Here is a 26559-nt window from a genome sequence, read left to right as displayed (position 1 = left end):
GCCATTGCCCGGCGCCCTGCACTCCGAAGGGGCCGCGTGCGCGGCCGGCGGTCACCACCAGATCTTGTCTTCGATATCCTCCGGCAGGTCTTCGTAGTTCGTCGTCCATAACTGCGTTGAGAGGTATTTCCAGCCGGCGTCCGCGAACAGACAGACGATATTACCGGCGTCGAGGCGCTCGGCGACCCGCTGCGCCGTCTTCAGCACGGCGCCGGCCGAGATGCCGGCGAAGATGCCCTCGACCTGCGTCAACTCCTTCGCCGAAGCGAACGACGTGTGCGAGTCGATCACGATCTTGCCATCCAGCAGACTCTCGTCCAGCACGGGAGGGATGAATCCCTCGTCGAGGCTGCGCAGCCCTTGCACGAGGTCGCCCGGATGCGGCACCGCCGCGACGATCTTCACGCCGGGCTTCTGCTCCTTGAGGTAGCGCCCGACGCCCGTCAGCGTGCCGCCCGTGCCCATGCCCGCGACGAACACGTCGATCTCCGGCAGGTCGCGCAGGATCTCCGGCCCCGTCGTCTCGTAGTGCGCGCGCGGGTTCATCTCGTTGCCGTACTGGTACGGCATGAAATACGCCGGATCCTCGGCCGCGATCTGCTGCGCCACTTCGATCGACCCGTTGGTGCCACGCGCGCCGTCCGAGTACACAATCTCGGCGCCGAACGCGCGCAACAACTCGGTCCGCTCCGAGCTAACGCTTTCCGGGATGACGACCTTGAGCTTGTAGCCCTTGAGCCGGCAGATCATCGCCAGCGAGATGCCCGTGTTGCCCGACGTCGGCTCGAGTACGGTGCGATCCTTCGTCAGCACGCCGCGACGCTCGGCGTCCTCGATCATGTACTTCGCGATGCGGTCTTTGACGCTGCCGCTCGGGTTCTGACCTTCGAGCTTCGCGTACAGCCGCACCGACGCCTTCGGGCTCATGCGCGGCATCTCGACGAGCGGCGTATTGCCGATGGCGTCGATCATGCTTTCGTACAGCACGTCAGCTCCGGCCGCCGGCAAGCGCGGGCAGGATCGACACCGAGTCGCCTTCCTTCACGCGCGTGTCGAGTTGATCGAGATACCGGATGTCCTCGTCGTTGAGGTAGATGTTCACGAATCGGTGCAGGCTGCCGTCCTGCATGATCTGGTTCTTGAACCCCGGATATTGCGTATCGAGGTTCGAGAGCAGTTCCGAGACCGTGCCCCCTTCACCCCGCACGACCTTCGCGCCGGTGATCTTCTGCAGCACGGATGTGACTTTCACTTCCACGGCCATACGTCGTTTCTTCCCCGCCCCTGTGAATTCGTGACGGCCCGGCCGCGCGCGACGACCCGCGCCGTCTGCTACGCGTTCATCGAAGCGGCGGATTTCTCGCGCAGCTTCGCCGCGGCCTCGGCGGCCTTCTGCTCTTCTTCGTTGGTATGTTCGAACGCGCCGCCGCACCACGCGTCGTAATCGATCAATTCCGTGACGGTCGGATTCTCGCCGCAAAGCACGCAGTTGGGGTCCTTGCGGATGCGCACCTGCCGAAACTCCATCGCGAGTGCGTCGTAGAGCAGCAAGCGTCCGTGCAGCGAGTCCCCGACGCCCAGGATGAGCTTCACCACCTCCGTCGCCTGGATCGTGCCGACGGTGCCGCAGAGCGCGCCCAGCACGCCTGCCTCAGCGCAACTCGGCACCATGCCGGGCGGCGGCGGCGACGGGTAGAGGCAGCGGTAGCAGCCCTTGTCGGGCAGGTACACCGTCACCTGCCCGTCGAACAGCAGGATCGAGCCATCGATAAGCGGCTTCTTCAGGAAGAAGCACGCGTCGTTCACCAGGTACCGCGCCGCGAAGTTGTCGGCGCCGTTGATCACGTAGTCGTACTGCTCGATGATCTCCAGCGCGTTATCCGACGTGATCGGCACGTCGTGTACCACCACGTCGACATCCGGGTTGTACGCGTTGATCGTCTCCTTCGCCGACACGGCCTTCGACTTGCCGATGTCGTCGTTCTGGTGCAGGATCTGCCGCTGCAGGTTCGACAGGTCGACGGTGTCGAAGTCGACGATGCCGATCTTCCCGATGCCCGCGAGCGCCAGGTACACGGCGATCGGCGAGCCGAGGCCGCCGGCGCCGATGATCAGGATGCTCGACTCCATGATCTTGCGCTGACCGGAAGGCCCCACCTGCGGCATGATGATGTGCCGTGAATAGCGGTTCACCTGGTCCGGCGTCAGCGCGCCTGCCGTGCGCTTCGCCGGCTGCGCGGCGTCTGCGCCGCCGGCCATCGCCGGGATCACCGCCACTTCGTCGCCGTCCTTCACCTTCGTCGCGATCCCTTCGAGCGACGCGATCTCCTGCTTGTTCAGGTAAATGTTGATGTGCGCCGGCACTTCCTGGCCGCTGCCGAACACGAGCTGATGAAAGCCCGGGTACTGCTTGTCGACGTTCGCCAGCACTTCGGCGACGTCCTTGCCCTCCGCCTCGACGTTCTGCCGGTTGCCGGTGAGCTTGCGGAACGGCGTCGGGATGTAGACGGATACAGGCATGCGCCCTCCTCCGCGGTATGCGGGTTGCGGGAGATGCGACGCCGGACTCACGACGCCCGTCGCGCGGTCGATGTGCAGATGTCCGTGGTCCATGCGAATCTCTCGCTTTCTCGTTTCGTCTACTTAAAGGCTAACACTCAGATATCGCTCGCCGGTATCGCACAGCATCGTCACGATGCGCTTGCCCGGGCCGAGCCGCTTTGCCACCTGCAGCGACGCAAATACGTTCGCACCCGAGGAGATGCCGACGAGCAGCCCCTCCTCACGCGTCAGCCGCGACGTCATCGCAAACGCGTCTTCGTCCTTCACCGCGATCAGCTCGTCGTATATCTGGCGGTTCAGCACGCTCGGGACGAAGCTCGCGCCGATGCCCTGGATGCCGTGGATGCCCGCCTTGCCGCCCGCGAGCACGGGCGACTTCTGCGGCTCGACGGCCACGACCAGGAGGCCCGCGTGCTCCTTCTTCAGCACTTCGCCGATGCCCGTGATCGAGCCGCCCGTCCCCACCCCCGCCACCAGCGCATCGACGCGCCCTTCGGTCTGCTGCAGGATCTCGCGCGCCGTCGTGCGGCGGTGGATCTCCGGGTTCGCGGCGTTGTTGAACTGCTGCGGCATGAAGTGCGACTCGTTCTTCTCGACCAGTTCCTGCGCGGCGTACACGGCGCCCGTCATGCCCTCGATGGCCGGCGTCAGCACAAGCTGCGCCCCGAAGCGCGTCAGCAGCCGCCGCCGCTCGACGCTCATGTCCTCCGGCATCGTCAGCACGAGCTTGTAACCCTTCACCGCCGCCACCATCGCCAGCCCGATGCCCGTGTTGCCCGACGTCGGTTCGACGATCGTATCGCCGGGCTTCAGTTCGCCCGCTGCTTCCGCCGCCTCGATCATCGAAAGCGCGATGCGATCCTTGACGCTGCCCGCCGGGTTCAGCGACTCCAGCTTGCCCAGGATCTCGGCCCCGTCGGGCGGCGCGATGCGCTTCAGGCGCACCATCGGCGTGTTGCCGATCAGCTCGAGCACGCTGTCCGCGATGCCGCCGGTGACGATCGCCCGCGCCGGGCTAGATGACGTAGCGTCCGCCATTGCGGTCGTACTCCAATTCTCGAGCGGCCAGATCGCCGATCGTTACGCCGTCCAGGATCTTCTCGGTTGCGGTTTCGACGGTGTGCCAAACCTCGTGCGCGGCGCGGCACTGGTATCCCTCGTCGTGCAGGTGCGATACCGGCGAGAGCGAGCCCTCGAGCGTGCGGATCACCTCGCTCAGACGCACCTCCTCTGGCCGGTGGATCAGCGCATGGCCGCCCTGCGGCCCCCGGACGCTCCGGATGAATCCCGCCTTCCGCAGCGTCGTGAGGAGCTGGTCCAGGTACGGCTCCGGGATCCGCTGGCGGGCGGCAATCTCCGCGCTCTGGATCGGCCCCTCACCATAATGATGAGACAACTCGATGAGGGCGCGGACGCCGTAGTCACCTTTGGTCGAAATACGCATAATTGAATCTGGAGCGGGGATAGTCCCTAAAGTTAAGCGATTACATCAACAATTGTAGATCGCCCGCCGCGAGGCGTGCAAGCGCGGCAGGGCGCCGCCGCGTGGAGGCCGCCCAGAGGATCCTAACCCACCCGCCGCCTATGCGGCGCCGTCGTTTGTACGTGGGCCGCCGCCCTCGCTCGTCCACCACCCCAGCACCGTCTCCTGCCACTGCATCCAGCGGTCGCGGGCGATCAGCACCGCCATACCGGCGCCCAGCAGCAGCGCGCCGCCGAGCATCGCGACGATCCAGTTCGGCAGCGCGTTGACCGTGTCGAAGACCGCTCGCCCCGCCACCAGCACCAGCGCCCCGAGCGCCGCCGCAAGCATGCCTTGGCGCCGGAACGCGACGCTCAACACGACGAACGCGATCGCCTCGGCGAACAGGATCAGCTGGTACGTCCAGCCGCCGTCGAGCGACTGTACGAACGACGGGAACATGATCGTCGCGGCGCCGAGCGCTTCGAGATACGTGCCGGATGACTCCATGCCCGGGACCAGGCGATAGCGGCTGAGTCCCACCGCCCCCAGCAGCACCACGTACGCGCCGATGACCAGCGTGTACGCCTGCACGTTCTCCGGCTCGAAGCGCGCGATCTGCAGCAGCAACGACAGGACGAGCGTCGCGCTCGCCGGTACGACGATCCAGCGCCGCCCCGAGAGCGCCGCTTCGACGATCGCCAGGGCCCCCGCGACGGCGACGGCGAGCGTCGTCCACTGGTACAGCGCCGTCTGTCCAACGTTGGCGTCGCCCTGTTCGATCGTCATCGCCGCGAAGCCCGCTATCGGTGCGATCAGCGCGTATGTGGCGCCGCCGGTCCGCAGGGCGACGCTCCACTCGTGTTGCACCTTCCGTATCGCGATCGCCGCGGCGAACGCCGCCACACCGATCGCCGAGAATGCGATAGGAAGCAGTTCCGTCGATGCATCGAATTGCTCGCGCCACGCCAGCACCGCCAGCACGCCCAGGACCGCCGTCGGCGTCGCGACGATCGGCGCATCCTCGTACAACGCCAGCGCGGCGTATAGCGCGACGAACGTCGTGAGAAGCCATGCGAGCGCCAGCGCATCGGGCGCCATGGAAAGCGACACCAGCGCGACGAGCAGCGACATGATGTACACGTGACCCCGCACCGCCGGCCGCCAGCGTCGCAGACCCGCGCCTGCGAACGCGAAGCCCGCCGCGAGCACCGCGAACGGGATCGCGAGCGTGCCCGCCTCCGCGTTTTCCGCCGCCGGCATGCTGCGCAGCGCGAACACGTAGCCGACGGTCAACGCCAGGCCCGACGCGTAGAGCCACACACTGTTGGGCGTGAAGCTGAATCGCAGCGCATCCGACCCGTCGCGAGGCGCGCGGGAGATCGCCGCCAGCGCAAACACAAGCGCCGCTACGAAGTGCACGGCCGCGCCGATGCGGGGGTCGCCATCGGCGTACGCAACCTCGAACGGCACGGTCGCAAGCACGAGTGCCACGACGGCCACGCCGTCACGTACGCGCGCGTCTAACCATGTGACGTTTACCGCGCGCAGCGCAGCCAGGGCGACCGCCGCCGCCGCCAGCGCCGCCCCGTAATGCGTAGCCGGCGCGTCGTACACGTACGGCACGCTCGCGATCGTCGCCGCAACCAGCGCGCAGGACGCGATCGACGTCTCGACGCGAGGCAGCCGCGACGCGTCGATGGCGGCGACCAGCGCGGCGAGCGCGAGCGCGACGGGTAGGAACGTCGAGAATTGCGGTTCGTACGCCGTGTCCGGCAACATCGACTCAACCGCGGCGCCGAGCGCGATCGCAGCACCCGCTGCCGCCGCCGCGCGCGGCGCCCACGACGCGTCGTCGCGCCACTCGTTGTGTAGCTTGCCGGTCACGTCGCCGTCAGCCGCCCAGCGCACGAACGCGATGAGCGCGCCCGCCGGGACCAGGAAGAAGAACGCGTAGTACTCCGCCCGCGCGTCGAGCGCCCACGCCAGCGACGGCAGCAGCACGCCCACGCTCACGAACGTCCCGGCAAGTCCCGCACGCGACCGCACTGCGAACGCATCGATCGCGTAGAACGCCGCGACGAGCGCAGCCGCCGATGGCAGGTACCACCGCGTCGACAACTCGTACGTCGAAGCTTCGTCCAGCGCCGTCTGCAGCACCAGGAATGCCGCCAGCGCCGCGATCACCGTCGCGCCGATGCCGAATCCGTACAGCACTTCGTCGAACGCGCGCGGCAGCACGCGGGCGATGTCGGCGCGCCGTGCGGCAAGCCGCGCCACGCCGAACGACGTCGCGACCGCCGCCAACGCGACGGCGTAGGCTTCGGCGGGCAGGTCGAACGGGTACAGCGCGGCAAGCGCTATGCCTCCGGCACCCGCGATCGCCTCAACGCCAAACTCGGTGCGCCGTGTACGCAGCATGGGCGCGGCGGCGAATGCCGTGAATGCAACGAGCGTCGCGGGCAGGAACCAGCGTGTCGAGATCTCGAACGAAGGATCGTCAGCGGCCCACCCTGCGACGCCCAGCGCCCATGCGACGGCGCCGATCGCCGCGGCATGCGCGTGGAACTGCCAGATCTCGCCGATACGCCGTTTGGTGACGTCGTCCGCGAAGAGCAGCGGCGCAACCAGCAACGCAGCTGTCGCGATGCCGACGAGCGGCGCCCACTCGCTGGGCACGTCGAATGCGACAATCGCAGCGATCGCGGCGGAGATCAGCGCGACACCCGCGGCGACGGCATAGCCGCGCCCCAGGCCGATGCGCGCGATGGCCGTGTAGAACGCGGCGGAAACGACCGAACCGGCGAACCACATGGATTCCGCGCCGAGGTCGCCGCCGCCGAAGATTGATCGCGCGGCGGCGAAGTTCATCGGCACGAGCACCGCGCCGACGCCCAAAAAGACGTGACCCGCCATGACGACGCGCGGGGAACGCAGGCACGCGGCGCCGGCGGCGATGAACGCCAGCGTGTAGCCGGCGAGCAGCGTCATCTTCAGCGCGCCGCTCACCGCCTGCTCTGAGTAGCCGACGTAGATTAGCGCCGCGACGATCGTCAGGAACGCCCCCGCGAAGAGCAGCAGGTTCGCCTGCTGATCGGCGAGCCAACTCCAGTCCATCGGCTCTCGTGGCTTCGCCGCCACCGCCACCGTACGACGCGCAGGCGCAGTGCTCTGCCGCTGCGGTGTACTTCGCGGCGCGACGAACGTCTCCAACTCGACCGTGTAGTGCGCCTCCAGGCCGGCGTGTGCCTCCGCAGGAATAGCGCTGCGCATCGTTGGCGCGCTCAGTTCGTTGAGGATCGTCGCGACCTGCCGCACGCGCTCCTTAGGCCCGGCGACGGCCGGCCAACCGCACTGATTGCAGTACGGGCTGCCAACCGGGACACCGCGCCCGCAGTTCGTGCAGTAGTGAATAGGGTCGATCTGGCTCATCGCGACAACCTCCGTCTGGGGTTAGTGTCGTCGGATGGCCGTCAAGCCGGGCAGGTACGGATGTACCACAACCCGTCGGCGGAGGGACTATCTTTCGCGCGGCCTACGAAGCCGTGGCCGCCACCTCCGTAGCTTCGGCCGCGGGCTCGGATTCGGTCATCTGTACGATCTCGTACGCCGCCGTGACGTCTGCATCGAGGCGCTCCGGCGGCGGCCGAAAGCCCGCAAACTGTACCGCGTCGCACTGCTCCAGCAGGTTCGCCGTCACGCGCGCGACGAAGCGGTCGATGCCCGCCCGTGCCATGCCGCGCTCCATCTCCCGCCGCGTCATCGCGTAGCCCGGAAACCCGAAGCGCTCGCTCAGGTAGGCGCGCACGATCTCCGCCAGCCGCGCGTAGTGCTCACGTACGTCGCGGACCGCGACGCCCGACGCGGCGAGTTCGTCGAGCGCTGCGCGGCCGCGCTCGGCAGGCGTTAGTTCGCGTTCGAGGGCCGCCGGTGCAGCGGGGCGCGCGCCGATCGCTCGCCGCATCAGCCAGTACCCGAATGCCGTCAGCACAACAAACGCCACGATGAACGCGACCGGCACGATCGCGGGCGGCGCTTCGTCGGCGAGCGAGAGCTGCGGCTTCAGTGGGCGCAGGTCCTCGTCGCCCGGCGCCAACACCGACTGCACCTGTACGGTGCGGGGCTCCGTCATCAACGACCCGGCGCCGCCTTCGCCGCGCCAGCGCACTTCAAGCGCCGGAAGCACGATCTCGCCGGTCTCGAACGCCGCGAGCGTGTACTCGATCGTCGTGCTCGTGTCGGCGCGCAGCGGCGGCGGCGCGTGGACGATCTCGAATCCGCCGAAGCTGTCGCCAAACCGTGGACCTTCAATGGTGATGCCCTGCGCGTGCTCCACGACGATGCGCAGGACCAGGTGATCGCCCACGGTGGCCGTCGCCGGCGTCAGCGACGTTTCGGTGATGCGCGGCTCCGCGTCCTGCGTCGCTCCGGCAGGCAGCATCACCGTGGACGATAGTGCAAGCGCTGTCAGGATCGCTGCTATCAGTCGCACCGCGGTCAGACGGAGGCGCCGCCCGCGTCGGCGCGTTCGAGCAGAAGTTCCGTCAACTGCGAAAGGGCGTTGGACGCCAGGATGATGTAGTCGCGCGGGTGCAGGTCTTCGAGTTTCTTCAGCGTCTCGTCGCGCGCCTGGACGATGTCGACAGCGTCGCTGAAGTCGTCGCCGAAGTCGATCTGCAGTTCCAACTCGTACAGTTCGCCGTCTTCGCCAACGACGATGCAGCCCAGGTCCGGCCGCTCGACGCCTTCGAGGTTCACCTCGACGCCATACGTGAAGAACGCCCCGGGGAAGGGTGGAAACGGGCGCAACTCCAGCGCGGCCTCCTTGAGCAAGATACCGAGTTGCTGCGCCGCCCGTTCGATGATCAGGTCAGCCTGAGTCTTGCGCGCAAAGGGGTCGGACTTCATGCGACCACTGTAGCAACGCAACGGCTGCTGGTCGCCGCGGCGGATGGCGGCCGGCCGCCGCGCGCCCGCGCGCCCGCCCCGAAACACGCCGCGGCCACCTATCGATCGCAAAAACCTTCACAAATCGCGCCCACCACGGTTGACCGTCATTCCCGCGGCTTCTAGAATCTAGGTGGTTGCATCTCACTTAGCGGGATTACCAAGATTTGCCCACGTTTGTACCCTCGAAGCAGGCCCAGCCCAACGGCGCCGCCGTTCCAGAACAAGACCGCTGGCTCACGCTCGGGCAGGCCTGCAAGCTCCTGAACGTCGATGAGTCGACGCTTCGCCGCTGGGCCGACGCCGGCCAGGTGCGCACGTTCCGCACCCCCGGGGGCCATCGCCGCTTCGCCGAGACCGACGTGCGGTCGATCGTCGAGGGCCGGTCGGCGCGATCGTACTCCGACGTCGGCGACCTCGCCACACGGCGCATTCGCCAGCAGTTAGGTCGCAGCCACAATGCCGATTGGTACAACACGGTCGATGAATCGCATCGCGAGAAGTTGCGGCCGCTCGGACGTCGCCTCATGGCGCTCGTCGCTGACTACCTGAGCAAGAAGCGCCGCAAGAACTCGCTGCTCGAAGAAGCGCGCGTGACCGGCGCCGAGTACGGTTTCGAACTCATGGAGACAGGCATGTCCTTGTCGCAGGCCATGCACGCCTTCACGTTCTTTCGCCGCAGTCTCGATCAGTCGGCCAAGCAGGCGCTCGCGAAGAGCGGCACACCACACGGCGATGCGGTCGAGGTGTGCGAACAGATCATGGCGCTCGCCGACGAGGTGCTTCTCGGCATCGCCGGCGCCTACGAACGTCCGGGCGCGAAGTGAGAGTGCGACGTGGCGGACCGAACGGAAACCCGCGTGAGTGACGAACGCCTGAGACAACCCGGCCGCATCGGTCCGTGGCGCTTGCTCGACATCGTGCAGGCGACGATGCCATTTCGCGGGGCGATGTGGGGTGGCGGCATGACGGTGCCGGAGTTCGGACCGGCCGATGCCCCGCACATTCCCGAGCCGGGCGATGAGTTACCCGGGTCCAACATCAGCGAGAGTGAACGGGATGCGGCCGTACAGCGCGAGCGTGCACGCCGCTTTGTGCGCGCGCGGAGCCACGGCGGAGGTTAGATGGCGCTGTATCCGATCTTCGTGGAGTGCAAGGGACGCCGCGTACTCGTTATCGGCGGCGGGCACGTCGGCGCCGAAAAAGTGCGCGGACTGATGAACGCCGAGGCCGACATCACGGTGGTCGCGCCGCAACTCAACGAGGAAATGCAGGGCTACAAGTCAGACGGGCGCTTTGCGCACATCGAGCGCGAGTACCGCGAGTCCGACCTGGACGCTGACTGGCACTTCATCATGGTCGCCACCGACGATGGCGCCGTGAACCGCGAGGTGCGCGAGGCGGGGAACCGCCGTCGCATCTGGGTGAACGCCGCCGACGATCCGGCGAACTGTGACTTCATCCTTCCGTCGGTCGTGCGCAAGGGAAAGATCACCCTCGCCGCATCGACGTCCGGTACGAGTCCGGCGCTGGCGCGTCGCCTCCGCGAGGAACTCGACGCGTACCTCACCGAAGACATGCCGGCGCTCGCGGACCTGCTCGCCGAGGTGCGACAGGAAGTGCGGAAGCGCGGCATCAACGTCGAGAACGACACCTGGCAGGAAGCCATCGATGCACCGCTGCGCGTGCTGCTCGCCCAGCGGCGATACGACGAGGCGCGCGCGAGGCTTGTCGAGCGCCTCGGCATCGACCTGGCGCCGGTTGCGGAAGCGGAAGCGTGATGCAGATCTCGCTCGTCGGTATCTCGCACAAGACGGCGCCGGTGGCGGTGCGCGAGCACTTCGCGTTCGTCCCCGACGAGATGCCCGAGTTGCTGTCGAGGCTCGGTGAACGCTTTGCCGGTGCCGCCGTCGTCTCGACGTGCAACCGTACGGAGGTATACGTAGCCGGTGCGCGCGGCATCAGCGACCCGCGGCCCATCGTCGCCTTGCTGAGCGAATTCAAGGGCGAGCTGGCCGTCGAAGGGGCGCCGTTCTTCGTCCTGCCCGAGAAGGAAGCCTCGCGGCATTTGTTCCGCGTCGCAGCCGGCATCGACTCAATGGTCATCGGCGAGTCGGAAATTCTCGGGCAGGTGCGCCACGCCTTCACGCTGGCGACCGCCGCGGGCACGCACACACCGGCGCTCTCGCGCCTCTTCCACACCGCGATTCGCGTCGGACGCAAGGTGCGCACGCAGACCGCGATCGGCCGGCACGCCGTCTCCGTGAGTTCGACGGCCGTCGCGCTCGCGAAGAACACGCTCGGCGACCTGGTCGACAAGACCGTCTTCGTGATCGGCGCCGGTGAGGCGGGCGAACTCACGGCGCGCAATCTCGCCGGCATCGGCGTCGCGCGCATCATCGTGACGAGCCGGCGCACCGAACGCGCGGCGGCGCTTGCGACGGACCTCGGCGGCACGCCCGTCGCGTTCGAAGACCGCGAGCGCGCGATCGAGGATGCCGACATCGTGATCAGTTCGACCGCCGCCAACGACTGCGTCATCGACCGCGCGATGGTCGAACGCGTGATGGCGCGGCGGAATGGACGCCGGCTGCTTGTCATCGACATCGCTGTCCCGCGCGACGTTGATGCGGACGTCGCAGGCGTGCCCGGCGTGCACCTGTACGACATCGATGCGATGCAGGCCGTCGCGCAGCAGAACATGCATCTGCGCCGCAAGGAGTTGGCCCAGGCCGACGCCATCGTCGACGAAGCCGTCGTCAAGTTCGCCGAGTGGCTCGGCTCGCTCGAAGTCGTGCCGACCGTCACGGCCATGCGTGCGCGTGCCGAAGCCGTGCGGCTCGAAGAGCTTAGGCGCACGCTCTCAAAGACGAACATGAGCGATGCCGACCGCAAGCGCGTCGAGGCGATGAGCGCGGCGCTCGTGAAAAAACTGCTGCACGCGCCCATCAACAAGCTCAAGTCGTCCGGCGGCGGCGAGCGCTACGTCGAGTCCGCGCGCGCGCTCTTCGGGCTGGACGATGACGGCGTCGACGCGCCTGAAGCGGACTGACCCGCCATGAGTCGCACCTATGTCATCGGCACGCGCGGCAGCCGGCTCGCGCTGCGCCAGGTGGAGATGGTCGTCGAGGTGCTGCGCGCCGCCGCCCCCGACGTTGCGATCGAGGTGCGCGAGATCAAGACCGAAGGTGACGGGTCGAACGCCCCGCTCAGCGAGATCGGCGGCCTCGGCGTCTTCACCAAGGCGATCGAAGACGCGCTGCTCGCAGGCACGGTCGACATCGCCGTCCACAGCCTCAAAGACCTGCCACCCGATCTGCCGCAGGGCCTGACCATCGGCGCCGTGCCGCCCCGTGGCGACGTGCGGGATGCGCTCGTCACGCGCGGTGGTGCGAAGCTCGCTGACCTGCCTGCCGGTGCGCGCATCGGCACCGGCTCCGGCCGCCGCGCCGTCATGTTGCGCGCGCTGCGCTCCGACGTGCAGCCCGTCGAGATCCGCGGCAACGTCGACACGCGTATCCGTAAAGTCGAGTCCGGCGACTACGACGCCGCCGTGCTGGCGATGGCCGGCCTCGAGCGGCTCGGACTGCTCGAGAAAGCCGCTCAGATCTTCGAGGCCGACGAGATGACGCCCGCCGTCGGCCAGGCTGCGCTCGCGATCGAAGTGCGCGCCGACGACGCGGATGCGCTCACGCTCGTGGGCACGATCGATCACTGGCAGACGCGCGCCGCCGTGGAAGCCGAACGCGGCTTCCTGCGTCGCCTTGGCGCCGGCTGTCGCCTGCCTGTCGGCGCTTACGCGTGGATCGACGGCGAATCCCTCTTCATGCAGGGCATGCTCGCGACGGACGGCGCCGAACCGATCGTCGCCGACTACCAGTCGTCGTTCGTCGCCACGCAGCGGATCGACGACTACAAGCGCGTCATGTTGCGCGAAGCAGCGCAGGTCGGCGCCGACTTCGCGGACTACATGCTCGCGCAAGTGGCGGAGCAGGCGCAGGCATGAGCGCCGAGCTTGGCCTCTACCTGTACCCCCACGACGATAGACGCGGTGTGAGTTTCACCTCCGAGCCCTTGTTCGTGCCCGAGGAACTCGTGAGCGACTGGCGGGCTGCACCGAGGACGGGCCGCATACAAGACATCCTTTCGACGGAGCGATATCTCGTCGTCCCGTGCGACGAGGTGCACGAACTGCAAGCAGATCTCGACGCCTTGCGATCATCCGTGACCGCGGAGCCAGCGGCGGCAGCCGCGGCGAGCGCCATCGACTTCTGTGAAAGTGTGAAGCAGCGACATCTTGGTGTCAGCCTGAGGAGAGAAGATGGCTTCTAGCGGCTTCGTATCGCTCGTCGGCGCCGGCCCCGGCGATCCCGAGTTGATCACTGTCGGCGGCGCCGCGCGCATCGCTGAAGCCGACGTCATCGTCTACGACCGGCTCGCCAATCCCGCGTTGCTGCAGCACGCGCGCGCAGATGCAGAGCTGATCTATGCCGGCAAGCTCCCCGACCGCCACACGCTGTCCCAGGACGAGATCAACGCGCTGCTCGTCGAGCACGGGCGCGCCGGCAAGCGCGTCGTGCGACTGAAGGGCGGCGACCCGTTCGTGTTCGGGCGCGGCGGCGAAGAAGCCGAGGCGCTCGTCGCCGCCGGCATCCCGTTCGAAGTGCTCCCAGGCGTTACGTCGGCCATCGCCGCTGCGGCATACGCCGGAGTGCCTCTCACGCACCGCGCGATGGCGTCGTCGTTCGCAGTCGTCACTGGCCACGAGGATCCGGCGAAGGACGACACCAGCATCGATTGGGCGAAGCTGTCGACGGGCGTCGATACGCTCGTCTTCCTGATGGGCGTCGGCCGCCTGCGCGAAATCGTCGCGCGCCTCGTCGAACATGGACGCGCCCGCTCGACGCCCGTCGCCGTCGTCGAGTGGGGCACGCTGCCGCGCCAGCGCACGCTGACCGGCACGCTCGCGACGATCGTCGATGAAGTGGCGAAGGCCGAGATTGGCGCTCCCGCCGTGACCGTCGTCGGCGAGGTGGCCGGGCTGCGCGATGAGCTGCGCTGGTTCGACCGCAAGCCGCTGTTCGGCAAGCGCGTGCTGGTGACGCGCGCACGTCAGCAGGCCAGCGAACTGTCACGCGCGCTAGCCGCGCAGGGCGCCGAGCCCGTCGAACTGCCAACGATCGAGATCGTGCCGTGCGCAGACCAGCGCGAAGTCGACGCCGCCCTCGCAACACTTCGCACCGCGGGCTACGACTGGGCGATCTTCACGAGCGCCAATGCGGTCGACTCATTCTTCGGACAGCTGCACGCTGCATCGCTCGATGCGCGAGCGTTCACGTCGGTGCAACTCGCCGCGATCGGCTCCGGCACGTCGGCGGCGCTCGAACGTCATGGCCTGCGCGCCGACATCGTGCCGAAGCGCTACGTTGACGAGGGCCTGCTCGAGGCGCTCGCGGGTCGCAACCTGCGCGGCCAACGCATCCTGCTGCCCCGCGCCGCCGACGAGCGTGAGACGCTTGTCGAAGGCCTCATCGCGAAGGGCGCGCGCGTCGACGAGTTGAAGCTGTACCGCTCCGACATCCCGCGCGACTCGGGCGCCGAAGGCCTGCGCCGACTCCGCGACGGCGAGATCGATATCGTCACGTTCGCCAGTTCCTCATCCGTGCGCAACCTGATCGAGATGCTGAACGGCGATGCATCACCCCTCCGCGACGCGACGATCGCCGCGATCGGCCCCATCACCGCGCAAGCCGTCCGCGAGGCGGGCCTCGAACCCGCGGTCGTCGCAGCGACGTACACGATCGACGGACTCGTACGGGCGCTCATCGAAGCGTCATCCTGAGCGAACGCGAAGGATCCCGTCGTGCAACGCACATCATCTCGCGGCCCGCCCGCCCGCATTGCCGTCATCCTGAGCGAACGCGAGGATGCCGTCGTGCAACGCGCCTACCGTATCAACGCGTATCGCGCCTATTGCTCGCGACCAATCGCCGGCCATACGCTCTAGCGCCAGCAGGAGGACATCATGGCCACGAAGCCAACCGACACCGACGCGTACCTCTCGAACGTACCGGAAGACGCACGCACAACGCTCAAGGAGGTGCGACGGCGGATCAAGGCCGTCGCACCCGACGCAGTCGAATCCATCGCCTACGGCCTGCCGGCGTTCAAGTACAAGGGTCGGCCGCTGGTGTACTTTGGTGCCGCCAAGAACCACTGTGCGCTCTACGGACTCATGACCGACCGGAAGGATGACGCACTCGCCCGCTACGACACTTCGAAGGGCACCATACGTTTTCCGACGGGAAAGCCGTTGCCGAAGTCACTGGTGAAAACGCTGGTCAGCGAGCGGATGGCCGCGATCGATGCTGCGGCGGCCAGCAAGCGTAAGAAGTAGCACGGCCAGATCCCGCTTCCCGCGTCTCGCATTCCGCTTCCGGCAGCTACGCCTGCATGTGATCCCGCAGCGCGCGCGACAGTGCGAATGGATCGCTCGACACGACGCTCGCCGCGTACAGCTCCATCGCGCCGAAGTCCGCCGTGCGGCTGCTCGGGTCGCCGCGGTCGACGATGCGCACGATCACCGGGAATCCCTCCCAGTTCTCGGGCGTCTGCGACCACGGCGGTGTGTACATCACCAGATTGAATGAACTGACGCCCATGCGGTCGCGCAGGCACTCCAGCGTCTCGAAGATGCGGTCCTTCAACGAATCGTTGACGAACGGCGCGAAGAGGAGCACTTCGTTCTCCTTCTTCGGCGCAATGTTCGCCAGGACGCGCGTGCCCTCTTTCTCGAACGCGCAGCCGATCGATTCGTGCGCCAGGAACAGGTCGCTGAAGTAATTCGTCCGATGATGGGCCTGGTAGACGGCGGCGCAGCGTCGCAGGTACTCGACCGCCGCGTAGTGCATCCCGTGGCCCATGATCACCTGCGCGTGCCCGTGAAGCAGCGATGCGCCGGCCCGCCACAAACAGTTCCACAGGAACATGTAGTACTTGGCTTCGGGGTCGGACGCGTGGGCCAGGTCGCCCCAGCGCCCGCCGGTGTCGATGTAGTCATGCAGCATCTCGCGCGTGAAGCGCAGCGGGTGCCGCTCGTTGAAGACGACCAGCCCGTGGAACCCATCGAACTTGGCGATGTTGCTGGCGGTGACGCAATACTTCCCGCGCACCCGCCCGAAGAGGTCCTCCGGTGTGCTGTTGAACGGGTCGGCCAGCGGGTCACCGTTCGTCGTGTCCAACTCGTCGTCGAGGGCTATCTCCTGGCGCCACATCGGCCGGCTCGAACGCAGCCAGTTGAAGAGCACGCCCTCCAGCGTGACGACGTTCGTCACCTTGATGATCTTCTGCTCCAGCGTCGCCTCGACGCTGCCGAACTGCTTTTCGATCCACGGCTTCATCGCATCCGGCGGCACGATGCGCCCGTAGGTGCTCGTCACTTCGAACAGGCGGTGGAAGCGCGAATGCTCCTTGTGATCGAGCGCGTTGATCGCGTCTTCGATCTGAACGATGTTCAGGTCGTGTTGTACTGCCATATCCCTTGCTCCCGCACGAAGCGGAAGCGCTCTCCTCCACTCCTCTAATGCCTGAAGTGCCGCACACCCGTCGCGACCATGGCCATGTCGTGCTGGTCGCAGACGGCAACGGAGTCTTCATCACGAATCGAGCCGCCGGTCTGGATGATGGCGGTGACGCCTGCCCGGGCGCACGTCTCGACCGTGTCGGGGAATGGTATCAGTGCGTCCGATGCGGACACCGCCCCTCTTGACTTTTCCCCGGCCGACTCGACTGCCAGCCGGGCGCTCGTGACGCGATTCGGCTGCCCTGCCCCCATCCCGACGAGCGCGCGGTCCTTCACCAGTACAACGGCGTTCGACTTCACATGCTTCACGCAGCGCCAGGCGTACCGCATATCTGTCAGTTCAGCTTCGGTCGGCTGCCGCTTCGTCAGGACCCGCATCTCACGTGGATCGTCAGCGATCCGGTCCATCTCCTGTATGAGCATTCCCCCGACGATCCCGTGATGCTCGAAGCTCCGCGACGCCATATCCACCGGCGGCGCCTCAAGGATCCGCAGGTCCTTCGATTTCACGAGCAGCTCGATGGCCCCGACCGAGAACTCAGGCGCCACGATGATCTCGACGAACAGGCGCTGGCCGCTGGTCGGGTGCTTCGTGCCGCGGATCGCTTTCGCCAGCCTCTCGTCGACCGGGCGGTTGATGGCGATGATGCCGCCGAAGGCCGAGATCGGGTCGGCCTCGAACGCGAGCGCAAACGCAGCGGAAAGATCGTCCCTGCTGGCGATCCCGCACGGAGTCATGTGCTTGACGATGACGATCGTCGGCTCGGCAAAGTCGCACGCGGCGACCCACGCCGCGTCGGCATCGAGAATGTTGACGTACGAGAGCGCCTTGCCGTGCAACTGGCGCGCGTTGACGACGCCCTGCGGCGGCCCCGCGTTTGGGTCCACCGCGCGATAGAGCGCCGCGCCCTGGTGCGGGTTCTCGCCGTACCGCAAATCGCTCGTCTTCGCGTACGCCAGCGTAATCGCGTCAGGGAAGGGCTCTTCGGCGCCGCGCAGCCACGTCGCGATCGCCGTGTCGTACGTCGCGACGTGCTGGAATGCCTTGACAGCGAGCTTACGCCGCCACGCGAGCGGCATCGAGCCGTTGCGCAACGCGTCGAGCAGGTCGTTGTAGTCCGCCGGATCGACGATCGGCAGCACGTGCCGGAAGTTCTTCGCCGCCGCGCGCAGCATCGTCGGCCCGCCGATGTCGATGTTCTCCAGCGCCTCATCGAGCGTCACGCCGGGGCGGGCGACCGTCTCCTGGAACGGGTACAGTCCGCCGACGACGATGTCGATCGTCGCCAGCCCGTGTTCCTCGAGTTCTGCCATGTGCGCCGGCTTGTCGCGCCGCGCGAGGATGCCGCCATGCACCCCCGGGTGCAGCGTCTTCACGCGCCCATCCAGGATCTCCGGAAAGCCGGTGAGGTCGCTGACCTGCCGCACCGGCACGTCGTCTTCGCGCAGGATGCGAAACGTGTTGCCCGTCGCGTACAGCTCGACCTGCAGGCCGGCGAGGCCGCGGGCCAGTTCTACGAGTCCGGTCTTGTCATAAGGAGCCAGGATGGCGCGAAGAGGCATAGGTCAGCCGACGATCACCCTTCGTCCGTCCGCCTGCTTCACGATGCGGCCGACGGGCTTCGCCTCGCGAAGCTGCGCGCCGATCGCGTCGGCGTCGGACGGCGCGACGATCAGCACGATGCCCAAGCCCATGTTGAACGTGTGATACATGTCGGCGTCGGAGACGGCGCCCTTCTCCTGGATCAGCGAGAACAACGGCGGCACGCGCCACGAGCCCAGCTCGAACCGTGCCGCCAGCCCTTCGGGCAGCACGCGTGGCACGTTGTCGGTGATCCCGCCGCCGGTAATGTGCGCGATCCCGTGCAGCCGCGTCAGCACCGGCTTGAGGTCTCCGTAGTACGAACGGTGTACCGCCAGCAGCGCCTCGCCAAGCGGCTCTTCGAGCGGCGGATACGTCCGTTGAAGTGCCGCGCGATCCGCCTCGATGTCACCGCCCGTGCCGATGCCGAAGATTGTCCGCACGAGCGAATAACCATTTGTGTGCAGTCCGCTTGAAGGCAACGCGAGCATCACGTCGCCTTCCCGCACGCGCGCCGGATCTATGACGTGCTCGCGTTCCACCACGCCGACGATAAACCCGACCAGGTCGAAGTCGCCCGGCGCGTAGGTCCCGGGCATGTCGGCCGTCTCGCCGCCGATGAGCGCGCATCCGTGCGCTTCGCATGCCCGCGCCATGCCGTCGATCACTTCGAGCTTGCGATCGTCGCTGAGGTCAGACGATCCGATGTAGTCGAGAAAGAACAACGGGTGCGCGCCCGACGTCAGGATGTCGTTCACGCAGTGGTTCACCAGGTCCTGCCCGACCGTATCGTACCGGCCCATGATCTGGGCGATCCGTAGCTTCGTCCCCACGCCGTCCGTGCTTGAAACCAGCACTGGCTGCCGGTAGCGCGCCAACTCGAACGCCGCACCGAAGCCGCCGACCCCGCTCAGTATCTCCGGCCGGGAAGCCCGCTCCGTGACCTTCTTGATCCGCTCGACGAGGTCGTTTCGCGCCGACAGATTCACGCCGGCGCGCGCGTACGCGTCGGGCACTTGTTCGTTGCGTCCTGCCGATTGTGCGGACACGCTTCCCGTCATCGAGGCAAGTATTCGAGTTCGTGCCGGTCGAGGGCGCCCTGCGCGGGTTCCAGCGCAAGCTTCTCCATCTGCAGCGGCACCGGCCCCGGGTACTCGCCGCTGAAGCACGCGAGACAGAGCCTGCTCTTTGGCATCGTCGTGGCGGTCTCCAGGCCTTCCTTGCTGAGATAGCCAAGTGAGTCCGCGCCGATGTGCTCGCAGATCTCATCCACCGTCTTTTTCGCCGCGATCAGCTCCCAGCGCGTGCCCATGTCGATGCCATAAAAGCATGGGTGCGTGATCGGCGGCGATGTCACCCGCATGTGTACCTCGCGCGCGCCTGCCTTCCGCAGCATCTGGATCACCCGCGTCGACGTCGTGTCGCGGACGATGCTGTCATCGACGAGCACCACGCGCTTGTCGTGAAGCATCTCTCGCAGCGGGTTGTACTTCAGGTGCACGCCGACTTCGCGCAGACGCTGGTCCGGCTTGATGAACGTACGCCCGACGTAGCGGTTCTTCACCAACCCTTCGACGAACGGGATCCCCGATGCCTGCGAATAGCCGATCGCCGCCGCGGTCGCCGAGTCCGGCACGCCGATGACGATATCACCGGATGGCGCCGGGTGCTCCTTCGCCAGTTCGCGGCCCAGGTTCAGCCGTACCGAGTACAGGAGCTTGCCATCGAGCACGCTGTCCGGCCGCGCGAAGTAGATGTACTCGAACACGCAGAACGCCTCGCGCTGCGGCACGTCTTCGACCGGCTTGAAGCTTTGCAGCCCTTCCGCGTCGATGTAGATCACCTCGCCGGGCTCGACCTCGCGGATGAACGTCGCGCCCAGGTGGTCGAAGGCACAGCTCTCGGACGCGGCGACCCAGCCGCTGTCCAGCTTCCCGAGACACAGCGGCCGGTTACCCATCGGGTCGCGCGCCATCATCAGCGCGTCGGGCGTGATCACGGCGAGCGAGTACGCGCCGTTGAGCTTGCGCATGACGTGGCCCCAGCGCTCCTTCCAGTCCAGCCCGGGAGCATTGGCGAGCATCTGCGCGATCACTTCGGAGTCGCTGCCAGTCGCGCAGGCGATGCCATCGCGCTTCAGTTCGTCGCGCAGGACCGCCGCGTTGACGATGTTGCCGTTGTGGCCCAGCGCCAGTTCGCCGTTCTGGCCGCTGACGCGGAATGGCTGCGCGTTATCGAGCCGGCTTGCGCCCGTCGTCGAGTATCGCGTGTGGCCGATGGCAAACGTACCGGGGAGATAGCTGAGGTCGTCTTCGTCGAAGACCTGCGAGACCAGACCCATGCCGGTCTTGAGATAGAGGGTGCGGGAGTTGGATGTGGCGATACCTGCGCTCTCTTGGCCCCGATGCTGCAGGGCGTAGAGGCCGAAGAAGGTGATCCTTGCGACATCTTCACCCGGTGCATACACACCGAAGACGCCGCAGGCCTCGCGCAAGGTTGGGAGCACGCATACCTCCTGCCCAAAGGACAGTGCTCCTCAGACGGGTCGTGGACAGGGGAATGGAAGCTCGCGCCGCTACCCCTCGCCTCGGCCCCTCTGGGTAGGCATCTTAACAGGCGACCGGCCGCGATGGCGAGAGTGAACCGAAAATCAGCGATTGCGGCGCACAACGCCTGTGAAGATGCGGCCGTAGTACACTCCGCGAGCAAGGAGGCCCCCGATGCCGATCGAGCTCCGCCCCGCAACTTCTGACCACGTCCCCGAGATGGGCCGCATCCTCTACGAAGCCTTCTACGACATCGCCACGAGGCACGGATTCCCGCCTGACTTCCCCTCCACCGAATTCGCGACGCAGGTCGCCGGCCTGTTCGTCCAGATCGAGGACATCTACAGCGTCGCGGCGATCGACGGCGGCGCGGTCAAGGGCTCGAACCACATCACGCAGTTCGACGATGTGGCCGGCGTCGGCCCCATCACCGTCGATGTCGCGGCGCAGGGCGAAGGCATCGGCCGACAGCTCATGCTCGATGTCATGCGCAACGCTCGCGAAGCCGGCTTCGAGATGATCCGCCTGCAGCAGGACGCCTTCAACATGCAGTCCCTCGCGCTCTACGCGTCGGTCGGCTTCGACGTGCGCGAACCAACGGCGGTCATGGCCCTCTCCGGCGAGGCCGCCCCCGCGCCAAACATCCGCACGGCGACGACCGAAGACGTCGACGCGATGGATGCGATCTGCCGCGAGGTCTATGGGATCAGCCGCCGCAACGAAACCGCGGCGTTCGTAGGCAACGGCTTCCCAGCCGTCGTGCTCGATCGCGGCGGCATCAGGGGCTACCTGATCGGATCTATGCTCGGGCACGGCGTCGCCGAGTCCGATGACGACCTCGTGGCGCTCATGACGGCCATCGGCGCGTCCGCCGCGAATTCCCAGGGTTTCGCGCCGCTTCGCAATGCCGAGCTGTATCGCAAGGCGCTCGCCGCCGGCCATCGCAACGTCAAGGTGATGAATCTCATGTCCGCCGGCCCCTACGAAGAGCCGCGCGGCGCCTACGCCCCCAGCGTGCTGTACTGACATCCAGGTTCTTGGTTCGAGGTTCAAAGTTCTCCGTCCCCGCTACACTCCTTCGATGAAACGCCTCTCGCCAGCTAACCGTCCGTCTCCCGCATGAAAATCCTCTTCCTCCTCCACCAGGGGAACATGTACTCCGGCGGCCAGGGCGTCTACACGACGGAGGTCACGCGCGAGTTAGCCGCCCTCGGCCATGACGTGCATCTCGCCGTCGGCCCTCCCTGGCCCGATGCCGATCCCGCGGTCACCCTCCACAAGGTGCCGTCGTACAGCGTCTACCGCCTGCTCGAGAAGGAGGAGATGTGGTTCTACGGCCGCGAGCCGCGCAGCTTCTTCCACCCGCTCAACTTCTATGAGCTCGCGACGAGCCGCGTCGGCCAGTTCTCCGTCATGTCGGCGTTTAGCTGGCGCGCGTACATGAAATGGCGCGAGTTGCAGCGCGAGCATCGCTTCGACATCGTCCACGACGTGCAGGTCCTCGGCTACGGCTCGCTGATGATCCACGCCTCCGGCATGCCGGTGGTGGCGAACATCCACCACCCGCTGTCGATTGACCGCATGAACCAGATCCAGCAGGCGCGCGGCACCCGCATGAAGATCCGCAAGGCGATGTTCTATCCGTTCTTCATGCAGGAACTCGTCGCGCGCCGCATGGACCGCATCATCACCGGATCGCACAACTCGCGTGCCTCCGTCGCCGGTGCGTTCTCCCTGCGCCGCGACCGGATCACCACGATCCACGATGGCGTGGACACGCGTATCTTCCGGCCGCTCGAGATCGCGAAGCGCCCGAACGAGATCCTCTTCGTCGGCAACTCCGACGACCAGAACAAGGGCGCGCGCTATCTCATCGAAGCAGCGAAGATCCTCGACGATCGCGGCGTCGACTTCCACCTCACGTTCAAGGACCGGACGAACGCGCAGATGGTGCCGCCGATGCTCCGCAGGCTGGGCCTCGAGCACCGGGTGACGTTTCTCGGCAGGCAGTCGGTCGACGATCTCGTGCGGCTGTACAACGAGGCGCAGATCGTCGTCTCGCCGTCGCTGTACGAGGGCTTCGGCCTGCCGGCGGCCGAAGCGATGGCCTGCGGCACGCCAGTCATCGCCACGACGGCCGGCGCGTTCCCGGAGACCGTCGTCCACGACGAGACGGGGGTGCTCGTGCCGCCGGGCGATGCGCCAGCCCTCGCCGACGCGATGACCGCGCTGCTCCGCGACCCTGTCCGGCGTGCGGAAATGGGCGCGGCGGGCGTCCGGCGCATCAGCGAGCAGTTCTCGTGGCGCGCCTGCGCATTGCGTACCGCAGACCTGTACGAGGACGTGCTTCGCCAGCGGCGCTGACCTGACCCGCTGGTCGCTCGCGATTGGACGACAGTTCGCCGCGCGCGTCGCAAACGGCGCAAGCATCATGATCGGTGACGCGTTTTTACATGCGCGTCACGTCATGGGGCCACACCTATAGCGTTTTGTCGCCGTGAAGCGGCGCCCCTTCACGGCTTATGCCGGCGCGATTGCGCACAATCTCAGCGCAAGGAAAGGAGCGGATGATGGCGAAGGAATCCATATGGCCGCGCTGGCCGCAACTGGCGCTATTCGTATCGCTGGCGCTCGTCGCGGCCCTCACACTCAGCGCCTGCGACGACGATGACGACAACGGAGACGACGCCGCCGGCACAACTGCAGTCGCGACTTCAGACGGCGGTCTGGCCGGCGGTGGAGAAGACACAGGCACGCCCACCGCCGAGGCCGAGCCCACCGAGCCACCCGCGGCCGGCCTCACCGACGCAAACCTGCGACTCGAAGAAGTCACCGGGATCAACCAACCTACACAGATGATCTTCCTCGCGCCCAACGACATCCTTGTCTGCGAGAAGACCGGCAACATCGTGCGCGTGACTGATGGCCAGGTCGTCGGCCCGGTCGCGGAACTTGCCGCCAATTACCACGATGAACGCGGCGTCCTCGGCATCACGAGGCACCCTGACTTCGAGCAGAACAACTACGTCTACGTGTATTGGACGTGGAGCGGCCAGGGCGCCGTCCCTGAAGGACTGTTCGGCGAGGCCACCGACGACCCGCGCCTCGTCGCCGGCTACGGCAACCGCGTCGACCGCTTCGTCTGGGACGGTCAGCAACTCACGTTCGACCAGAATATCGTCGAACTGCCCGCGCTTACCACGACTGTCACCACGAACACGGTGCGTGGAAACCACAACGCCGGCGTCATCAAGTTCGGCCCCGATGGCAAGCTCTACGTCGTGATGGGCGACCAGAACTTCCGCGGCGACCTCGCCAACATCGAAGAGGGTCCGGACATCGACGAGTCAGGCCTGCTCGGCGTCGTCCTGCGCCTCAACGACGACGGCAGCGTGCCCGATGACAATCCCTTCGTCGCCGAAGGAGATCTGGCATCGCAGATCTTCATGTACGGCGTGCGCAACAGCTTCGGCTTCGACTTCGATCCGCAGTCCGGCGCGTTCTGGCTGCAATCGAACGGCCAGGCTTCGTACGACGAGATCGGCATGTACGACGCCGGCGACAACTCGGGCTGGATCCAGCTCCGCGGACCGAACGACCGATTCGACGACTACAAGAGCATCGAGCTCGACACCGAACGCCTCCTCGACAACCCGTCGTTCCCGCCGAGCAAGCTCGCGGAGACAGCCGAGGAGGCACAGGCTCGCCTCGTCATGCTCCCCGGCGCGCAGTACAAGGAACCACTGTTCTCCTGGCGCTATGCGGTTGCGCCGACCGATGTCGAGTTCGTCGAGGGCACCGCGCTTGGCGCTGACTACGACGGCAACATGCTCGTCGGCGATGTCAACACCGGCACCATCTATCGCTTCCGCCTGACGGACGACCGCACGGACCTGGTGCTTGAGGGCGGACTCGATGACCGTGTGAACGACAACGCCGAGGGCGACCCTATCGGCGAGCTGTCCGACGCGTACATCTTCGCCCGCGGGATCATGGTCGCGACTGACATCGAGACCAGCCCCGACGGCTCGCTCTGGATCTCGTCGCTGGCCGGCAACACGCTGTACCACATCACCGCCGCGCAGTAGCGGAGCGACTCGGCATCTTCTGGTGCCGTGCTGGAGGCGGAGAAGAGGAAGGACGCTCGACAGAGCGTCCTTCCTTCGTTTCCTGCACAACCGGTGCTAGTCGTCGGATGGCGGCTCGATCGGCGTCGTGATCAGCGCGCGGCCGATCCAGAAGGCGATGTACAGCGCGCCGAAGAATCCGCCCGCGACCGGCAGCGCAAGCGCGTAATACGACTTCCTCATCACGCCGATACCGAAGATCAACGCCAGGAACGCGCTCATGGCGCAGATGACCATGCCGTAGGTGTGCGAGCGCTCAGCTCCCATGGATCCCTCCGAACTGCGGGTTCGGCTGAGGTTATAGCAGCGAGGCTACGGGGCGGCAAGCAACCGCGCGTCCCGCTTCCAGTTCGACCGGTTTGCTCAAACGCCGCTAAGACGCGATTCGACGCGAATGCCGTATCGTCGTAGACGCTTTCGGACGTGATAGGGGCAGCCGGAAGGGACATAACACGTGCGAAGCCACGCGATGCCGCGCTCGCTACGTCGCAGCAGCTAACCCGAAAAGTCCATCACGCAGCGCACGCCCGTGTGCGGTTCTTCGACGCGGAAGTAGCAGCCGACGCCCGCGCGCCAGTACATCGGCTCCAGCAGTTGATCGCGATGCCCCGGGCTGTCCATCCAGGCCTGCACGATGCCCTCCGGCGACCAGTCCGCGCCCCAGGCGAGCACTTCGCCGAGTTGCGACTCGAACGGGAAGCCGGCCGCGGTCACCCGGTCGACGATCGTCGAGCCGTCAGGGCCGACGTGCGAGAACCAGTCTTGCAGCGTCATCACGTGCGCGTAACTCTGTGCCGCCTGCGTCAGCCGCGGCTCATATGACACCGGCTGCAGGCCACGTGACGTGCGCTCGACGTTCACCAGCTCCATGACGCGTGCATCGAACGCGGCGTCGAACCAGCCGCCGTCGCTCGGGGGCGGCGGTGGTGGCGGGACAGGCGTCGATGTCGGCGCCGGAGGTGGAGGCGGTGGCGGGGGAGGCGGCTCCGCAGCGCGCACGGCGGGCTGCTCGATCGGCGCCGCGGGTGGCGCCGCCGGTTCCAACTGCCCCGCGTCGATCAGCATCGATACGGCTTGCAGCACTTCGCCCAGCGCCGGCTCCGGCGGTGGCAGTGCGCCGGCGCGCTGCAGCGCGTCCGCCGCCAGCAGGATCTCACGCATGGAAGGCTCGGGCGCCTCGATGACGCCTGCCTGCACCAGCGCGTCGGCCGCGAGCAGGATGTCACGCATCGTCGGCACTTCGGGCCGCACCATGATCGATGAACTCGTCGCCCAGATCGTCTCGATGAGCGTCGGCGGTTCTTGTTCCTGGTACGTGCCGCCGAGCGGACGCGCCAGCACGACGGTCGCATCCGTACCCGCGGGAACGACGATCGCTTCGCAGCAGTCGTCAGATCCGCCAAAGACCAACGCGAACGTCGCGGCGACCGCGCCCACCGCGCACATCGCCGAGATCGACATGAGGATCGCAAGCTTCCAGATCGAGGTGATGTTGTTTGCGCCCGGCACCCGCTTCTCCTAACAACACGGTCCCAACGAACGGCCTCGCAGACCGGAGCGGCAACGTGCTGATCATGACTTCGTGGCGCGGGCTCGGTAATCGAACGAAACCCTCAGGCGCTGGCGGTACGCAGGAGCATTGAGGCGGGAGGATCTGCGTACGTGATCACCCTACGTTCACGTTCAAGCGGAGTGCGAAACAGGAAGGAAATGGCAACGCCGGACGAGTGCGACGATCAAAACCACCAACA

General features: G+C 66.7%; 26 protein-coding genes. 12 read left to right on the top strand and 14 right to left on the bottom strand.

Annotated elements, in window-relative coordinates:
* Positions 1-51: 51 nt before the first annotated feature.
* The 8 genes from WEB52_09180 to WEB52_09145 form a co-directional block, all read right to left on the bottom strand.
* A complete protein-coding gene (locus WEB52_09180; protein MEX2226607.1) occupies positions 52-987 on the bottom strand; it encodes a cysteine synthase family protein in 936 nt (311 codons plus the stop codon).
* A gap of 1 nt (position 988) precedes the next feature.
* Positions 989-1264 carry a MoaD family protein gene (locus WEB52_09175; protein ID MEX2226606.1) on the bottom strand — a complete coding sequence of 92 codons (276 nt, stop codon included), beginning with the start codon at positions 1262-1264 and terminating at the stop codon, positions 989-991.
* Positions 1265-1332: 68 nt separating this feature from the next.
* The gene (gene moeB / locus WEB52_09170; protein ID MEX2226605.1) at positions 1333-2520 is read right to left on the bottom strand and encodes a molybdopterin-synthase adenylyltransferase MoeB; all 1188 of its coding nucleotides are present in this window, start codon (positions 2518-2520) and stop codon (positions 1333-1335) included.
* A gap of 123 nt (positions 2521-2643) precedes the next feature.
* Complete coding sequence (cysK, locus tag WEB52_09165) at positions 2644-3600, bottom strand: cysteine synthase A (GenBank protein MEX2226604.1); 957 nt, start codon at positions 3598-3600, stop codon at positions 2644-2646.
* A complete protein-coding gene (locus WEB52_09160) occupies positions 3578-4006 on the bottom strand; it encodes an Rrf2 family transcriptional regulator (GenBank protein MEX2226603.1) in 429 nt (142 codons plus the stop codon). The genes cysK and WEB52_09160 overlap by 23 nt, the downstream gene beginning before the upstream one ends.
* Before the next feature lie 138 nt (positions 4007-4144).
* Complete coding sequence (locus tag WEB52_09155) at positions 4145-7456, bottom strand: zinc ribbon domain-containing protein (GenBank protein MEX2226602.1); 3312 nt, start codon at positions 7454-7456, stop codon at positions 4145-4147.
* A 103-nt stretch (positions 7457-7559) separates the two neighbouring features.
* Positions 7560-8465, bottom strand: a complete 906-nt coding sequence (locus WEB52_09150) for a hypothetical protein (GenBank protein ID MEX2226601.1) — start codon at positions 8463-8465, stop codon at positions 7560-7562.
* Positions 8466-8521: 56 nt separating this feature from the next.
* Positions 8522-8932 (bottom strand): hypothetical protein, encoded by a 411-nt coding sequence (locus WEB52_09145; protein MEX2226600.1) that lies wholly within the window; start codon positions 8930-8932, stop codon positions 8522-8524.
* Between the two features lie 206 nt (positions 8933-9138).
* Between WEB52_09145 and WEB52_09140 the strand changes: the two genes are divergently transcribed.
* The 9 genes from WEB52_09140 to WEB52_09100 are packed head-to-tail and all read left to right on the top strand — an operon-like array spanning position 9139 to position 15368.
* Positions 9139-9798 (top strand): helix-turn-helix domain-containing protein, encoded by a 660-nt coding sequence (locus WEB52_09140; GenBank protein MEX2226599.1) that lies wholly within the window; start codon positions 9139-9141, stop codon positions 9796-9798.
* Between the two features lie 33 nt (positions 9799-9831).
* Positions 9832-10095, top strand: a complete 264-nt coding sequence (locus WEB52_09135) for a hypothetical protein (GenBank protein MEX2226598.1) — start codon at positions 9832-9834, stop codon at positions 10093-10095.
* Positions 10096-10752 (top strand): bifunctional precorrin-2 dehydrogenase/sirohydrochlorin ferrochelatase, encoded by a 657-nt coding sequence (locus WEB52_09130; GenBank protein MEX2226597.1) that lies wholly within the window; start codon positions 10096-10098, stop codon positions 10750-10752. It abuts the gene before it with no gap.
* Entirely contained in the window at positions 10752-12023 is a 1272-nt protein-coding gene (gene hemA / locus WEB52_09125; protein MEX2226596.1) for a glutamyl-tRNA reductase, read from the top strand. The genes WEB52_09130 and hemA overlap by 1 nt, the downstream gene beginning before the upstream one ends.
* 6 nt (positions 12024-12029) lie before the next feature.
* Positions 12030-12977 (top strand): hydroxymethylbilane synthase, encoded by a 948-nt coding sequence (gene hemC / locus WEB52_09120; GenBank protein ID MEX2226595.1) that lies wholly within the window; start codon positions 12030-12032, stop codon positions 12975-12977.
* Entirely contained in the window at positions 12974-13303 is a 330-nt protein-coding gene (locus WEB52_09115; protein ID MEX2226594.1) for a hypothetical protein, read from the top strand. Before hemC ends, WEB52_09115 begins: the two co-directional genes overlap by 4 nt.
* Positions 13293-14813 carry a uroporphyrinogen-III C-methyltransferase gene (cobA, locus tag WEB52_09110; GenBank protein ID MEX2226593.1) on the top strand — a complete coding sequence of 507 codons (1521 nt, stop codon included), beginning with the start codon at positions 13293-13295 and terminating at the stop codon, positions 14811-14813. Before WEB52_09115 ends, cobA begins: the two co-directional genes overlap by 11 nt.
* Positions 14814-14834: 21 nt before the next feature.
* Positions 14835-14978, top strand: coding sequence for a hypothetical protein (locus WEB52_09105; protein MEX2226592.1), 144 nt, complete (start codon positions 14835-14837; stop codon positions 14976-14978).
* Positions 14979-14996: 18 nt separating this feature from the next.
* Complete coding sequence (locus WEB52_09100) at positions 14997-15368, top strand: DUF1801 domain-containing protein (protein ID MEX2226591.1); 372 nt, start codon at positions 14997-14999, stop codon at positions 15366-15368.
* Between the two features lie 46 nt (positions 15369-15414).
* On the opposite strand, the gene WEB52_09095 is transcribed toward WEB52_09100, so the two are convergent.
* The 4 genes from WEB52_09095 to purF are packed head-to-tail and all read right to left on the bottom strand — an operon-like array spanning position 15415 to position 20629.
* Complete coding sequence (locus WEB52_09095; GenBank protein ID MEX2226590.1) at positions 15415-16506, bottom strand: hypothetical protein; 1092 nt, start codon at positions 16504-16506, stop codon at positions 15415-15417.
* 44 nt (positions 16507-16550) lie between these two features.
* Positions 16551-18116 (bottom strand): bifunctional phosphoribosylaminoimidazolecarboxamide formyltransferase/IMP cyclohydrolase, encoded by a 1566-nt coding sequence (gene purH / locus WEB52_09090; protein ID MEX2226589.1) that lies wholly within the window; start codon positions 18114-18116, stop codon positions 16551-16553.
* 3 nt (positions 18117-18119) lie between these two features.
* On the bottom strand, positions 18120-19196 hold the full coding sequence (gene purM / locus WEB52_09085; GenBank protein ID MEX2226588.1) for a phosphoribosylformylglycinamidine cyclo-ligase: 1077 nt from the start codon (positions 19194-19196) through the stop codon (positions 18120-18122).
* Complete coding sequence (gene purF / locus WEB52_09080; GenBank protein ID MEX2226587.1) at positions 19193-20629, bottom strand: amidophosphoribosyltransferase; 1437 nt, start codon at positions 20627-20629, stop codon at positions 19193-19195. Before purF ends, purM begins: the two co-directional genes overlap by 4 nt.
* A gap of 226 nt (positions 20630-20855) precedes the next feature.
* Between purF and WEB52_09075 the strand changes: the two genes are divergently transcribed.
* The 3 genes from WEB52_09075 (at position 20856) to WEB52_09065 (ending at position 24769) form a co-directional block, all read left to right on the top strand.
* Complete coding sequence (locus WEB52_09075) at positions 20856-21707, top strand: GNAT family N-acetyltransferase (protein MEX2226586.1); 852 nt, start codon at positions 20856-20858, stop codon at positions 21705-21707.
* 93 nt (positions 21708-21800) lie between these two features.
* Entirely contained in the window at positions 21801-23045 is a 1245-nt protein-coding gene (locus WEB52_09070; GenBank protein MEX2226585.1) for a glycosyltransferase family 4 protein, read from the top strand.
* 206 nt (positions 23046-23251) lie between these two features.
* On the top strand, positions 23252-24769 hold the full coding sequence (locus WEB52_09065; GenBank protein MEX2226584.1) for a PQQ-dependent sugar dehydrogenase: 1518 nt from the start codon (positions 23252-23254) through the stop codon (positions 24767-24769).
* Positions 24770-24865: 96 nt separating this feature from the next.
* Here WEB52_09065 and WEB52_09060 read toward each other — a convergent pair whose 3' ends face one another.
* Positions 24866-25075, bottom strand: coding sequence for a hypothetical protein (locus WEB52_09060; protein ID MEX2226583.1), 210 nt, complete (start codon positions 25073-25075; stop codon positions 24866-24868).
* Positions 25076-25303: 228 nt separating this feature from the next.
* Positions 25304-26317 (bottom strand): CAP domain-containing protein, encoded by a 1014-nt coding sequence (locus tag WEB52_09055; GenBank protein MEX2226582.1) that lies wholly within the window; start codon positions 26315-26317, stop codon positions 25304-25306.
* Positions 26318-26559 lie beyond the last annotated feature (242 nt).

Source organism: Dehalococcoidia bacterium, from assembly GCA_040902535.1.
Classification (GTDB): Bacteria; Chloroflexota; Dehalococcoidia; order DSTF01; family JACRBR01; genus JBBDXD01.
Note: the sequence above shows the minus strand (reverse complement) of the source record. Positions and strands in the feature narration are given on the sequence as shown.